14 protein-coding genes are annotated in these 13,717 nt (G+C 66.1%); 3 read left to right on the plus strand and 11 right to left on the minus strand.

The features are described 5' to 3' along the window. Positions 1-10: 10 nt before the first annotated feature. The 11 genes from ABIC75_RS04165 to ABIC75_RS04215 form a co-directional block, all read right to left on the minus strand. Positions 11-1,564 carry a ThiF family adenylyltransferase gene (locus ABIC75_RS04165; protein ID WP_354012585.1) on the minus strand — a complete coding sequence of 518 codons (1,554 nt, stop codon included), beginning with the start codon at positions 1,562-1,564 and terminating at the stop codon, positions 11-13. After that, the gene (locus ABIC75_RS04170) at positions 1,561-1,803 is read right to left on the minus strand and encodes a MoaD/ThiS family protein (RefSeq protein ID WP_354012586.1); all 243 of its coding nucleotides are present in this window, start codon (positions 1,801-1,803) and stop codon (positions 1,561-1,563) included. The genes ABIC75_RS04165 and ABIC75_RS04170 overlap by 4 nt, the downstream gene beginning before the upstream one ends. Then, the gene (locus ABIC75_RS04175) at positions 1,800-2,399 is read right to left on the minus strand and encodes an NTP transferase domain-containing protein (RefSeq protein WP_354012587.1); all 600 of its coding nucleotides are present in this window, start codon (positions 2,397-2,399) and stop codon (positions 1,800-1,802) included. The genes ABIC75_RS04170 and ABIC75_RS04175 overlap by 4 nt, the downstream gene beginning before the upstream one ends. Then, a complete protein-coding gene (gene moaC, locus ABIC75_RS04180) occupies positions 2,396-2,881 on the minus strand; it encodes a cyclic pyranopterin monophosphate synthase MoaC (protein ID WP_436407884.1) in 486 nt (161 codons plus the stop codon). Before moaC ends, ABIC75_RS04175 begins: the two co-directional genes overlap by 4 nt. 178 nt (positions 2,882-3,059) lie before the next feature. Then, on the minus strand, positions 3,060-4,106 hold the full coding sequence (gene moaA / locus ABIC75_RS04185) for a GTP 3',8-cyclase MoaA (RefSeq protein ID WP_354012589.1): 1,047 nt from the start codon (positions 4,104-4,106) through the stop codon (positions 3,060-3,062). A gap of 1 nt (position 4,107) precedes the next feature. Beyond that, positions 4,108-5,310, minus strand: a complete 1,203-nt coding sequence (locus ABIC75_RS04190) for a molybdopterin molybdotransferase MoeA (RefSeq protein WP_354012590.1) — start codon at positions 5,308-5,310, stop codon at positions 4,108-4,110. Between the two features lie 54 nt (positions 5,311-5,364). Further along, on the minus strand, positions 5,365-6,465 hold the full coding sequence (gene modC / locus ABIC75_RS04195; protein ID WP_354012591.1) for a molybdenum ABC transporter ATP-binding protein: 1,101 nt from the start codon (positions 6,463-6,465) through the stop codon (positions 5,365-5,367). Next, positions 6,458-7,141: a molybdate ABC transporter permease subunit gene (modB, locus tag ABIC75_RS04200; protein WP_354012592.1), complete on the minus strand. Its 684-nt coding sequence runs from the start codon at positions 7,139-7,141 to the stop codon at positions 6,458-6,460. Before modB ends, modC begins: the two co-directional genes overlap by 8 nt. Before the next feature lie 8 nt (positions 7,142-7,149). Then, the gene (gene modA, locus ABIC75_RS04205; RefSeq protein WP_354012593.1) at positions 7,150-7,926 is read right to left on the minus strand and encodes a molybdate ABC transporter substrate-binding protein; all 777 of its coding nucleotides are present in this window, start codon (positions 7,924-7,926) and stop codon (positions 7,150-7,152) included. A gap of 70 nt (positions 7,927-7,996) precedes the next feature. Continuing rightward, positions 7,997-8,341, minus strand: coding sequence for a hypothetical protein (locus ABIC75_RS04210; protein ID WP_354012594.1), 345 nt, complete (start codon positions 8,339-8,341; stop codon positions 7,997-7,999). A 2-nt stretch (positions 8,342-8,343) separates the two neighbouring features. After that, positions 8,344-9,591 carry a molybdopterin molybdotransferase MoeA gene (locus ABIC75_RS04215; RefSeq protein ID WP_354012595.1) on the minus strand — a complete coding sequence of 416 codons (1,248 nt, stop codon included), beginning with the start codon at positions 9,589-9,591 and terminating at the stop codon, positions 8,344-8,346. 263 nt (positions 9,592-9,854) lie between these two features. Here ABIC75_RS04215 and ABIC75_RS04220 point away from each other — a divergent pair, with 263 nt between their 5' ends. The 3 genes from ABIC75_RS04220 to ABIC75_RS04230 are packed head-to-tail and all read left to right on the plus strand — an operon-like array spanning position 9,855 to position 13,586. Further along, complete coding sequence (locus ABIC75_RS04220; RefSeq protein WP_354012596.1) at positions 9,855-11,510, plus strand: OFA family MFS transporter; 1,656 nt, start codon at positions 9,855-9,857, stop codon at positions 11,508-11,510. Positions 11,511-11,532: 22 nt separating this feature from the next. Further along, positions 11,533-12,033, plus strand: coding sequence for a formate dehydrogenase subunit gamma (locus ABIC75_RS04225; RefSeq protein ID WP_354012597.1), 501 nt, complete (start codon positions 11,533-11,535; stop codon positions 12,031-12,033). Next, positions 12,030-13,586, plus strand: a complete 1,557-nt coding sequence (locus ABIC75_RS04230) for a formate dehydrogenase beta subunit (RefSeq protein ID WP_354012598.1) — start codon at positions 12,030-12,032, stop codon at positions 13,584-13,586. Before ABIC75_RS04225 ends, ABIC75_RS04230 begins: the two co-directional genes overlap by 4 nt. Positions 13,587-13,717: the final 131 nt, after the last annotated feature.

The raw sequence follows: 13,717 nt of genomic DNA on the forward strand, positions 1-13,717 counted from the left end.
CCGCGCGCATTCAGCCCGCAACGCGCAGCGCGTGCAGTCCTCCCGCCAGCGAATACACGTTCTGCACGCCTTCGCCGCGGAGCAGGCGCGCCGCATGACCGCTGCGCCGGCCGCTGGCGCACACGAGCAGATAACGACCATCGACGAACTCGCCTGCCCGCTCGCCCACCTGCGCGGAAGGTACCTGCAGCGCGGCAACGACCGGCATCGGATCGCTGATCCACTCGTCGGCCTCGCGCACATCCACCAGCCGGAAGCCGGCAGCGATGGCATCGTCCAGTCGATCGAACGCCAGGTCGACGTCTTCCTCATCTATCGAACGGGCGAGCGCACGACGCGCCACCTCGATGCACCCGCCATGCATGGCGCAACCGCTGGCCGCGTCGATGGGCAGGTGCTGGATGCTGAGATCGATCAGGTTCACCAGCGACAACACACCTGCGTTCGGTTGCGGCAGGCCAAGCAGATACTTCAACGCCTCGGTGGCCTGCATGGCGCCCAGCACGCCGGGCACGGGGCCGAGCACGCCCGAGAGCACGCAACTGCCTACCGATTCCGGTGCCGGCTCGTGTGGCCACAGGCAGCGCAGGCATGGCGTGCCTGGCTGGCCGGAGACGATTTGCAGCTGGCCTTCGTACTGATAGATGCTGGCGAGGATCAACGGCGTGCCCGTGACGACGGCGGCGTCGCTGCTGAGATAGCGGCTGCGCATGTCGTCCGTGCATTCCACCACCAGGTCGAACTGATTGAACACATCGACCACGTTGGCCGCGGTCAGCGGTTCCTTCCAGGCCTGCACCTTCACCGTGGGGTTGAGCGCAGCCACGCGACGCGCGGCCAACTCGGCCTTGTACTCGCCGACATCGCGCGCGTCGTAAATCGTCTGGCGATGAAGGTTGCTGGCGTCCAGGCGGTCGCCATCGACGATGCCGAGCGTGCCGATGCCGGCGCCGGCGAGATAACTGATCACCGGGCAACCGAGTCCGCCTGCGCCGATCACGAGCACGCGCGCGGCCGCCAGCTTCGCCTGCCCCGCCTCGCCCACCTCGCGCAGGCGCGTCTGGCGAGAGTAGTCGGGAACGAACGGCGCAGCATGCGCGTGGTGGTGATGGCCATGGTGATCTTCGTGCTCGTGCTCGCGATACACATGCGTGCACGCCACCCAGTCCGATTCGCCGGTGACGTAGTGTTCCTTCTTCCAGATCGGCAGCCTGTGCTTGATCTCGTCGATGATGTAGCGGCATGCGCGGAATGCCTCGTCGCGATGCGGCGACGACGCGCCGACCCATACCGCCATGTCGCCGATCTTCAAATCGCCGGTGCGATGCACGCAGCGCGCATCGGTGACGCTGTAGCGCTCGATGGCTTCGGCGACGATGCGCTCGCCTTCCGCGATGGCGAGTTCCGCATAGGCCTCGTACGACAACCCGTCGACCTCGCGCCCTTCGTTGCTGTTGCGCACCCAGCCTTCGAACGCGCAATAGCCGCCGCTCTGCGGATGGCGAAGCCGATCACGCTGACCTTCGGTATCAACGACTGCATTGGAAAGTTCGAAACGACTCATCCGCCCGCCACCGGTGGAATGAAAACAATGGTGTCGCCATCGCGCAGCGGGCGATCCCACGCGCTGAACTGGGCGTTCACCGCCACCTTGAGCGCGTCCGCGGCCAGAGAGAAGCCCCGCGCCGTGCGCAGTTCCTCATAAAGATCGCGCAATGAGGTTGCCGTGGTGGTGACCTGCTCGCCACTGGTGCCGGCCTGTTCGCGCAATTGCGCGTAATACTGGAGGTTCACCACCGTCATGCCAAAGACTCCAGACGCTGTTGCATGGCTGCCCGTTCCTCGGGTGTGTTGACGTTGTCCAGCGCGTCTCCCGGCGCCGGCAACAGGGCAATCTTCGATTGCATCAGGGCCTTGCGCGGGCAATAGCTGCCGTCCTCGTAGCGTTGCCGGAGCAGCGCGTGGCTGCCCGGTTCCCAGATGGCGCACAGCGGCTCGGGCAGGCCGTCGTGGCTGCTGGCGAACACGGTGGCGTCGGCCTGCGCATCGCGCGCATCGATCAAGTGACGCAGCGTGTCGTGATCCAGCAACGGCAGGTCGCAGGCCAGCACCAGCCAGGCGGCATCCGGATGGCGATCCTGTGCGGACAGGATGCCGGCCGCGGGCCCGATGGCATCGTAAGTGTCGACGATCTGCGGCAGGCCTGCGCGCAAGGCATCCTCGCGCTGGCTGTCGCGCACCGACAGAAAGGCGCGCTCGGTCACGGCTTCCAGCAGGCGCCAAGCGCGCAGCAACTGCGGTTCGCCACGGTAGGCGAGCGCGGCCTTGTCCTGGCGCATGCGCTGGCTCGCGCCGCCGCTCAACAACAAGCCATAAAGCGGAGCCAGTGAGTTGCTCATACCGTCTCCGTGTTGCCGACGTCGTGCTTGCCGCCGGTCTTGGAGACCAGGCGCACGTCGCCGATCACCATGTCGTGCGACATCGCCTTGCACATGTCGTAGATGGTCAACGCGGCCACGGTGGCGCCGGTGAGCGCTTCCATTTCCACGCCGGTGCGGCCGCTGCACGACACCGTGCAGTCGATCAGCGCATCCACGCCTTCCATGCGGATGGCGATGTCGCACTTGTCGATGCTCAGCGGGTGGCACAGCGGAATGAGTTGCGGCGTGGCCTTGGCGCCCATCACTCCGGCGATCTGCGCCACGGTGAGCACCGCCCCCTTGGGTGTCACGTAGCCTGCGTCGTGCAGGCGCTGCGCAACGTCCGCGGGAAACGTGACGGTTGCACGCGCCTTTGCGGTGCGGCGGGTGATCGCCTTGGCGCCGACGTCGACCATGCGCGGTTGCTGGTCGTCGCCGACGTGGGAAAGCTGGGTGGATATCGCGGTCACGGCAAACTCCGGGGGCATGGCCTGATTATCGGTCCGGCGGCGACGGCAAGGATGAAGAAATTGTGTTGGCGCGGGCCTTTTGCGGCGCAGGTCGGATATTCCTCATCGTCATTCCGGCGCAGGCCGGAATGACGGGCAGGAAGAGGTTCGTTGCATGGCCTGCAGCACCTCATCCCCCGATGTAATGCATTTCGATCTTGCGCGGCGCCTTGCCATGGTGCTCCGCCCGCTCTTCGCTGTAGCGGTCGATGCGGCGCAACCAAACATCGCGCAGCAGGTCGGTCAATGCCTGGTCGCTGGCGCCATCGCGCAGCGGCTGGCGCAGATCGGTGCCCTGCGTGGCGAACAGGCAGGTGTACAACATGCCTTCGGAGGAAAGCCGCGCCCGCGAGCAACCGCCGCAGAACGGCTGGCTGATGGAGGAGATCATGCCGATTTCCCCGCGGCCGTCCTCGAAGCGATAACGCGTCGCCACTTCGCCGGCATATTTCGGCGGCACCGCCCGCAACGGCCATTGCGCGTGTATGCGCTGAACGAGTTCCGCAGACGGCACCACCGCACCCGGGCGCCAGTCGTTGCGGTTGCCCACGTCCATGTATTCAATGAAGCGCACCACGATGCCGCTGTCGCGGTAGCGGTCGACCAGATCGATCACCGTATGCTCGTTTACGCCGCGCTGCACGACCGTATTGAGTTTCACGCCATGCGGAAAGCCTGCGGCCTGCGCGGCGTCGATGCCGGCCAGCACATCGTCCAGCGCGCCGCGGCCGCCGCTCATGCGATGGAACAGCGCGGGATCGAGCGTATCGAGGCTGACGGTGACGCGATCGAGCCCGGCATCGCGCAGCTCGCTGGCGTGTCGTGCCAGCAGCACGCCGTTGGTGGTCAGTGCCAGATCGGTAATGCCATCGAGTCGACGCAGGCGCGCAACGAGCTCGGCCAGGTGCGGACGCAACAGGGGTTCACCACCCGTGAGGCGCAGCTTGCTCACGCCCAGCGTCGCGGCCAGCCGGCACAGGCGCTCGATCTCGTCGAAGCTCAGGCGCTCGTCATTGCGCAGGAAGGTGAAGTGCTCGCCATAGGTCGACTCGGGCATGCAGTACGGGCAACGGAAATTGCAGCGATCCATGACCGAGATGCGCAGGTCATGCAATGGCCGGCCCAGTTGGTCGACCGGCAATGCAGTGCTTTCGTCGAGAGTGTTGATCGCGCTCATCTCACCACCGGTAAAACGCCGCCACGCTGCCGGCGGGGGCCTTGCCCTTGCCCGGCGGCAGCTGCACGAATCCCTGCGTGCGAGGCAGGGATGAAAAATCGCCTGAGGTTTTCGAAGGCACCGGATAGGCCATCAACCGTCCCTGCGCATCCGTCTGCACGCGCGCCGGCATGAAACTCACCAGCATGGGGTGGATGTCGACCTCGGCATCGAGCACCACGTACTCCCGCGCGGGAGCGAGCATGCCCTGCGCCATCAGCAACGCGGGCCGCGCATAGCGCGTGGCGCACACCAGCGCCGACACCGGATTGCCGGGCAAGGCGAACACTACCTGTCCCCGCGGCCCGATGCCGAACCACATTGGCTTGCCGGGTTTCTGCGCGATGCGGTGAAACACTTTCTGCACACCCTGCGCCGCCAGCGCCGCGGGCACGTAGTCCCGTTGTCCCATCGACACGCCGCCGGAGAGCAACAGCACGTCGTGGCGATCCAGCAGGTCGGCGATGCGATCGCGCGTGGCCGCTTCGTCGTCGACGATGTGTTCCATCGCCACGCGCGCCAGCCCGTCCAGCTGCAGTGCGGAGCGCACGGCGGTGTCGTTGGAACGGCGGATCTGTCCCTCGCCCAGCGGCTCGTCCACATTCACCAGTTCATCACCGGTGGACACAATGGCAACCGACGGCATCACGGCCACTTCCACGTTCGCCACGCCGTTCGCCGCCAGCAGCGCCATTTCGGCCGGGCCCAAACGCATACCCGAAGAAAGCAACAAGGTGCCTTCCGCGCAATCGGAAGCACGGCGATGAATGAACTGTCCGGCGAGCGGCTGGCAGTCGACGGACAGCACATAGTCCTCACCGTCTCGCTGCAACTGCTCGATGGGAATCACGCAGTCGCATCCCTCGGGGAGCATCGCACCCGTGGTGACTTCCAGGCAGGCATCGCCAGCCGGCAGCGCCTGCCGGCGCATGCCCGCCATCTGCGCGCCCGCGATGTGCAGTCGGCGCGGCATGGCCTCCGACCAGCGCGTGGCGATGCCGTCCATCATCACGCGATCGAACGGCGGATGATCGTGCTCGGCGCGCACCGATTGCCTCAGCACCCTTCCTGTCGCCACGTCCAGAGGCACGCGCTCGCTGCCGAACGAAGGCATGTGTTCGGCGATCAAGGCTTCGGCTTGGCTGACGCTGGTCAATTCGCTCATGGTTTTGATCATGCAAAGAATGGCGACCGCATGGGGTTGAGCATACCGCGTCGATCAAACACCGAGCGCAACGGCTTTCACCTGCGCCCACGCCTGGTTGCCCGGCGACAGCCCCAGCGCATGCCACGAGCGCCGCGTGATGCGCGCCAGCAGCACGCAGCCACCCGCATCCAGTTGCACAAGAACCTGCGCCGGATGGTCCGCGTCGGCCACGGCGATGATCCGGCAAGGCAGCTGGTTCAGGGCGCTGGTGCCGGTTTGCGGCAGGGTCGTCAACACCACGTCACGGGCGCCGATGCGGCATCGCAGCCACTGCCCCACGCTTTCGTGGCGATAAGGCAGCCACAGCCGCCCCCCGGGGAAATCCAACTCGATCAGCTGATCATGGGCGTCATAGCCCACCACTTGCCCTTCGATGACCGCGCCCAGGGCCTCGCCCAGCGCCGGCGGCAGATCCAGCCGCGCCAGCGTGTCCTGCAGCGCGCCCTGCGCCACCACGTGGCCCGCTTCCATCAGCACCAAATGGTCCGCCAGCCGCGCCACTTCGTCCACGTTGTGGCTCACGTAGATCATCGGTATCTGCAGCGTGCCATGCAGCGATTCCAGGCATTCGAGCAGATCGGCGCGGGCGGCGCCATCGAGTGCCGACAGCGGTTCGTCGAACATCAGCAAGGCCGGGTCGGAAAGCAGCGCCCGCACCATCGCCACCCGCTGCCGCTCGCCGCCGGACAGCGCGCCAACGCGGCGTTCCAGCAGTGGCCGCAAGCCGAAGCGGTCGATCAGGCCGTCGCGGTCCAGATGCGATGGCCGACCCGCGCGGCGATAACCAAAATCGAGGTTGCCGGCCACGGTGCGATGCGTGAACAGGCTCGGTTCCTGGAACACGTAACCGATGCGCCGCCGATGCGTGGGCACGAACACGCGATGCGCACTGTCCTGCCAGGCGGTCTGTCCAAAACTCACGCGCCCCACGGCGTCGCGCTCGAGGCCGGCAATGGCACGCAGGCAACTGCTCTTGCCCGCGCCCGAGGGGCCGAACAAGGCGGTGACGCCTTGCGGCGGCAAGGTCAGATCGATATCGAAGGCGAGCGCACCGCGGCGCCACGCGAGCTTGGCATCGAGGCCATGCGGAGAATCGTTCCGGGGCTCAGTCACGCGTCGGCCTGCGCGTGCGCAACAGCGACATGGCGAGCAGGGCAGCGAAGGAAACCACCAGCAGGCATAGCGAAAGCACGTTCGCCTGGTGGTATTCGCCGGCCTGCACATGGTCGTAGATGCGCATGGAGAGCACGCGCGTCTGTCCGGGAATATTGCCGCCGATCATCAGCACCACGCCGAACTCGCCCACGGTGTGCGCAAAGCCGAGCACGGCTGCGGTGATCACGCCCGGCCATGCCAGCGGCAACGCCACGCTGAAGAATCGGTCAAGCGGACCGGCACGCAAGGTTGCCGCCACTTCCAGCGGACGATTCCCCACGGCATCGAATGCGTTGTGCAGCGGCTGCACCACGAACGGCAGCGAATAGAGCATGGACGCCACCACCAGGCCTTTGAAGGTGAACGGCAGCGCCGCGAGGCCCAGTGCAGCGAACGCGCGCCCCACCACGCCGTCCGGCCCCAGCAACATCAGCAGATAGAAACCCAGTACCGTCGGCGGCAGCACCAGGGGCAAGGCCACCACCGCAGCAATGGGGCGGCGCCAGCGCGAACGCGTATGCGCCAGCCACCAGGCCAGCGGCAGGCCCAGCAGCAGCAACAAGAACGTGACCGTGCACGCCAGTCGCAGCGTCAATCCCAGCGCTTCGATGTCCGCTTCCGTCAGCAGGGTCATGGCTGCGCTCAGCGGGCTGTGTCGTCCGGAAGGTTGAAGCCGTAGCGGGAGAGGATGGCCTTGGCCGGCGCGCTCTGCACGTAGCGCGCAAAATCCTGGGCCAGCGCGTTGGTCGCGCCTCGCTGCGTGATCACGAAGCTTTGCTTGAGCGGTTCGTACAGCGAGGGCGGCACCGCGACGTAGCTGCCCTTTCCGGCCGAGTCGATCACCAGCGATTCGGCGACCAGGCCCACCTGTGCGTTGCCGCTCTGCGCGAACTGCGCGGTCTGCGCGATGTTGTCGCCAAACACCAGCCGCGACTGCACCTGATCCCAGATGCCAGCCGCGCGCAACGCCTGCTCGGCGCGCTTGCCGTACGGCGCGTGCTGCGGATTGGCGATCGCGATGCGGCCGAACTTCGCCTGCGCCAGATCGGCCACCTGCACACCTTTCATGTCGATGCTCGCGCTCCACATCACCAAGTGGCCGAACGCGTAAGGCACGGGTGTTCCACTGGCCTTGCCATGCTCCACCAGTTGCTGCGGATAGCTGCTGTCGGCCGAGAAGAAGATCTCGAACGGCGCGCCCTGTTCGATCTGGGTGAGCAGGTTGCCGGAGGAACCATAGGTGACATCGATGCGGCTGTCGGGATGATCGTGGCGATACGCCGCCACCACCGCGTCCAGCGCCTGGCGCAGATCCGCCGCCGCAGCCACCGTGATGCGCTGCTCGGCCGGCGTCGCCATCGCTACCGAGGCAAACACCGAACCTAGCACCAGAAGGCCTTGCAGTAGCCGACGCACCATCGTGTCACTCCTTTCATGCCGCTCGATCGGGAGGGGCCGAGCGTAGCCCAACCAACGTCAACGTTCGTGATTATTTTTTGTCGCGACGGTGACGCACGCTGTCACGCACGTCCACGTCGAACAGCAGTTCCAGCGGGTCGCCCTCACCGCTTTCCAGCTCGAACAGCAGGCCTTCGCGCGTGGGCAAGCGAGCCGCGTGCGCCCGCACGTCGTCCAGCGGCAGGTCGATGGTCCAGGCGTCCGGTTCTCCGCCGAAGCGGGCGGCGGCACCCGGAACAGCCCGCAGCGTGCAGGACAACGACAGGTCGTGGGTGAAGCGCGTGCGCCCCGTCACCGGCCGCTCGGTCAACAGCAGGGCCAGTTCGTCCTCGTTGACGCGCACGCGCAGGCTCTGGCCTTCGATCTGCAGTTTCATGATCACGCTCCCGATGGATAGGTTCGGTCGAACGGCGATGTCTCCGGTTGCAGGCCGGCGATGGTCACCCATGCGCCCTGCACCGCGTCGTCAGACAACAGCACCCATGCGTTCGCCTGCGCAAACGGCTGGATCCGAAACGGTTGCTGCTGCGCAAGCACCTGCGCGTGCAGGCGGCCGTCATCGCCCGGCATCACCGTCGCGCGCAGGAAATGAAGCAAGCCGGCCTTCGGTAGCTGCGGTGTGTCGAGCACCGCCCGCCCCATCGCCTCCGGCCCCTGCCCACGCATGGCACGCAACACCGGCGCGATGAAAAAGCGCAAACCCACGGCGACTGCCATGGGCGTTCCCGGCAACGCGAAGACCACCGCATCGCCGAGCACGGCCGCCAATTGCGGCTTGCCGGGACGAATGGCCACCTTGTGGAACAACACCCGCGCACCGAGTTCGCTCAGCGCATCGGGCACGAAGTCGTAGCGTCCCATGGACACGGCGCCAGTGCTCACGATCAGGTCCGCACCGGCACGCTGCGCGCGTTCCACCGTGGCCACGAAGGTGCGGCTGCTGTCGTCGACGGTTTCGCAGGAACACACGTGTGCGCCCAACGATGCAAACGCGGCGACGAGGTATGGACCATTGGAACCGTAGATCTGGCCGTCCGCCAACGGCTGCGCCAGGTCGGCCTGCAGTTCCTTGCCGGTGCAGATGATGGCGACACGCGGTGCGCGAATCACCTCCACCTGTGCCATGCCAAGCGCTGCCAGCAGCATCACGTGATTAGGCTCGATGCGCGTGCCCGCGCGCATCACCACCGCGCCCTTGGCCACGTCGCTGCCGGCGTAGCGCACATTGGCCTTGGGGCCCAGCGCGTCGAGCAGCCGGATGCGCGCGGGCGAACCATCGTCGTGTCGCGCCAGCAGCTCGGTGCGTTCCACGGGGACAACGGTGTCGAGTCCGTCGGGCATCCGCGCGCCCGTCATGATTTCCCAGGCCATGCCCTTCGACGCGCGCCACGCATCGCCCGCTGCCTGAGAGCCGTGCACCGCGTGTTCGGAACCGGCGGCCAGCGTGCCGTGGGCATGCAAGGCATAGCCGTCCATCGCCGAGTGGTCGAACGACGGCAGGTCCATGGAGCTCACGACGTCGGCAGCCAGCACCTTGCCCAGGGCATCGGCCGTGGCGCAGCGGACCGCCTCCAGCCGTGGGGCATGCCGGAGCAGCGCAAGCAGGGCGTCGTTGTAACCAATCATGCAGATACTCGGCCTGGCCTGGGACACGGATGGGTGACGTCATCACATGCTCGGTGTGAGCAAGGTGACATTGCAAGGGTTCCGTGCGCGTCCATTGTCACAATCCGTTGCGTCGCAGCAACAAGGTCTGTTCCACCTTGGCATAGTTCAGGTTTAAAGCATCGCGTTCGACCATGGTCGGGTAGCGCGCCCGGCCCGGGAGCTCTACACATCGCGCGGCACACCTGGCCATGCGGCCGGGCGACAACCGGGGGAGATTGCTCATGGTGGGTGTATCGGAAACCGATGTCCTGAATGCGGCCGGGGAAAAGCCGTCCGCACTGTCCAGAGAAAGCACCATTGCCGGGCCGCGCTTCAACCGCTGGCTGGTACCGCCAGCCGCGCTGGCCATCCATCTCAGCATCGGCATGGCTTACGGCTTCTCCGTGTTCTGGTTGCCGATGACCAAGCTGCTGACGGAGGCCGATCCGGCCGCCTGCGCCAAGCTGGGTTTCCTGGCGCAACTGTTCACCACGGCCTGCAACTGGACCGTGCCCGCGGTCAACCACATCTTTGAAACCTTCATCGCCATGCTCGGCATTTCGGCGGCGATCTGGGGCGCGTGGCTGGAACATGCCGGCCCGCGCAAGGCAGGCTTCATCGCGGCACTGTGCTGGGGCGGCGGCCTGCTGGTGGGTGGCATCGGCGTATCGATGCACCAACTCTGGCTGGTCTATCTAGGTGCCGGCGTGCTCGGCGGCATAGGACAAGGCCTGGGTTACATCACGCCCGTATCGACGCTGATCAAATGGTTCCCCGACCGGCGCGGCCTGGCTACCGGCTTTGCCATCATGGGTTATGGCGGCGGCGCGATGATCGGCGCGCCGCTGGCCGTGGCGCTGATGAAGAAGTTTTCCAGCGGCGACGTGCCGGGCGTGTCGTCCGCGCTGATGTGCATGGGCGTGATCTACCTGGTCGCGATGATCGCCGGCGCCTTCGGCTTCCGCGTGCCGCCGTCGGGGTGGCGGCCGCTGGGCTGGACGCCGCCGGCAGGTTCGGCCAACAAGCTGATCACGCATCGCCACGTGCACCTCAGTCGCGCCTGGAAAACACCGCAGTTCTGGTTGATCTGGATGGTGTTGTGCATGAACGTCACGGCCGGCATCGGCGTGCTGTCGATGGCCAGCCCCATGTTCCAGGATGTGTTCGGCGGCAAGCTGCTCGGCCTCGATGCCAGCGTGACGCTCAGCGATGCGCAGAAGGCAGCCATCGCGGCATCGGCGGCGGGACTGGTCGGCCTCATCAGCCTGTTCAACAGCCTCGGGCGCATCGCCTGGGCGTCGACTTCCGATTTCATCGGCCGCAAGACCACCTACTTCATCTTCTTCGCGCTCGGCATCGTGCTGTATTGCTCGCTGCCCACGCTAGGCCACATGGGCCTGGCCGGCGTGTTCGTGATCGCCGTGTGCGTGATCCTGTCGATGTACGGCGGCGGCTTTGCGACGGTGCCGGCGTATCTGTCGGATATCTTCGGCACGCAGATGGTGGGTGCGATCCATGGCCGCCTGCTCACCGCCTGGTCGGTGGCGGGCATCGCCGGACCGTTCCTGATCGCCGCCGTGCGACAGGCGCAGCTGGATGCCGGCGTGGCGAAGAACCTCGTCTACGATCGCACGCTCTATATCCTTGCCGTGTTGCTGCTGGTGGGCATGATCTGCAACGCGCTCATCAAGCCGGTGAAGGAAAGTGCGTTGATGAGCGATGCCGAGCTGGAGCGCGAGAAATCGCTGCAGCACGAACCTGCGGCCATGTCCGCCCGCGCACAGGAAGCGGCGCGCGGTGGTTTTGGCACGATGGGCCTCGCCGCCTGGGCGCTGGTTGGCATACCCTTCCTGATCGGCGTATGGATAGCGATCACCAAGGCCGCGGCCTTGTTCTGACACGAGTGACGATGGTGGAAACATGAAACGCGCGGTAACTGGTTCGTCGCTTCCGGACATTCCCGAGTCCGTGCGCCTCGTGGTTCTCGAAGTCACCGGGCGCCTGAAGGATGTGCCAGGCGCCCTGCTTCCCGTGCTCCATGGCATTCAGGATGCGCTTGGCCATGTGCCCGAAGACGCCGTCCCACTCATCGCCCGCGAGATGAATCTCTCGCGGGCCGATGTACATGGCGTGATCAGCTTCTATCACTACTTCCGGCAGAAGCCGGCCGGGAAACATGTGATTTATCTGTGCCGCGCCGAGTCCTGCCAGGCGATGGGCGCCGTCACGCTGGAAAAACACGTCAAACAGCGCCTGGGCGTAGACTTTCACGAGACGACCAAGGACGGCCAATACACGCTGGAGCCGGTCTATTGCCTGGGCAACTGCGCGTGTTCGCCGGCCATGATGGTGGATGGCGAGTTGAAGGGGCGCGTCACGCCCGAGCGCTTCGATGCCTGGCTCGCTGCGGAGGCTTCATGAGCGTCACTGTCTACGTGCCATGCGATGCAAGCGCCCTTTCGCTGGGCGCCGAAGCCGTGGCCGAAACCATCGCCGCGGAAGCCGCAAGACGTGGCCTCGACGTGACCATCGTGCGCAATGGTTCGCGCGGCATGTTCTGGCTGGAGCCCTTGGTGGAAGTGGCCACGCCCGAAGGGCGCATCGCCTACGGCCCCGTGCAGCCCGACGAGGTAGCAGCGCTGTTCGACGCCGACTTCCTGCACGGCGGCGCCCACGCGCTGGCGCTCGGCCCCACCGAATCCATCGCGTATCTCAAGAGCCAGCAGCGCCTCACTTTCGCGCGCGTCGGCATCATCGACCCACGCAGCCTTGACGATTACCTCGCACACGGCGGCTATCGCGGGCTGGAAGCCGCCTTGCGCATGAGCGGTGCGGACATCGTGCAGACCGTGACCGATTCCGGCCTGCGTGGCCGCGGTGGCGCGGCCTTCCCCACCGGCGTCAAATGGAAGACCTGCCTCGACGCGAAGGCCGTGCAGAAGTACGTGGCCTGCAATGCTGACGAAGGCGATTCGGGCACCTATGCCGATCGCATGGTCATGGAAGGCGATCCGTTCGTGCTGATCGAAGGCATGACCATCGCCGGCATCGCGGCGGGCGCCACGCGCGGCTATATCTATCTGCGTGTCGAATATCCACACGCGCATCGCGCCCTGAAGGCAGCCATCGCCATCGCCGAAGCGAACGGCTATCTCGGCGACGACGTGCGCGGCAGCGGCAAGGCCTTCCACCTGGAAGTGCGGCTGGGCGGCGGCGCGTACATCTGCGGCGAAGAAACGTCGATGCTGGAATCGCTGGAGGGCAAGCGCGGACAAGTGCGCGTGAAGCCGCCGCTGCCAGCCATCCACGGCCTGTTCGGCAAGCCGACGGTGATCAACAACGTGGTCACCTTTGCGTCGGTGCCGATCATTCTCGACAAGGGCGCGGCTTTTTACCGCGACTACGGCAGCGGCCGCTCGCGTGGCACCTTGCCAATCCAGCTCGCCGGCAACCTCAAGCGTCCCGGCCTGGTGGAGCGTGCGTTCGGGCTCACCTTGCGCGAACTCATCGAAGGTTATGGCGGCGGCACGGCCAGCGGGCGGCCCGTTCGCGCGGTGCAAGTCGGCGGTCCGCTGGGCGCCTATATTCCGGCCTCGCAGCTCGATGCACCCATCGACTACGAAGGCTTCGCCGCCATTGGCGGCATGCTCGGCCACGGTGGCGTGGTGGTATTCGACGACACGGTGAACATGGCCGCACAAGCGCGCTACGCGATGGAGTTCTGCGCCATCGAATCGTGCGGCAAGTGCACGCCGTGCCGCATCGGATCCACACGCGGCGTGGAAGTGATCGACCGAATGCTGGCCAGCGACAACGCCGGACGCCAGCGCGACGAAGTGCTGCTGCGCGACCTCTGCCAGACCATGGTGGCAGGCTCGCTGTGCGCACTCGGCGGCATGGCGCCGTTCCCCGTGCTGAGCGCGCTGGACCATTTCCACGAAGATTTCGCGGGCACGGCCGAACCCGTGCAGTGAGAGCCTGCTCAATGTCCTGCGCAAACGCCCCTATTTCTCACCGTCATTCCAGCGAAAGCTGGAATCCAGTGCCTTCCCGCTCCTTTGCCGTGGCAAAAAAGGCACTGGATTCCGGCCTGCGCCGGAATGAC

The sequence above is a fragment of the Dyella japonica genome, from assembly GCF_040545895.1.
Lineage (GTDB): Bacteria > Pseudomonadota > Gammaproteobacteria > Xanthomonadales > Rhodanobacteraceae > Dyella > Dyella japonica_D.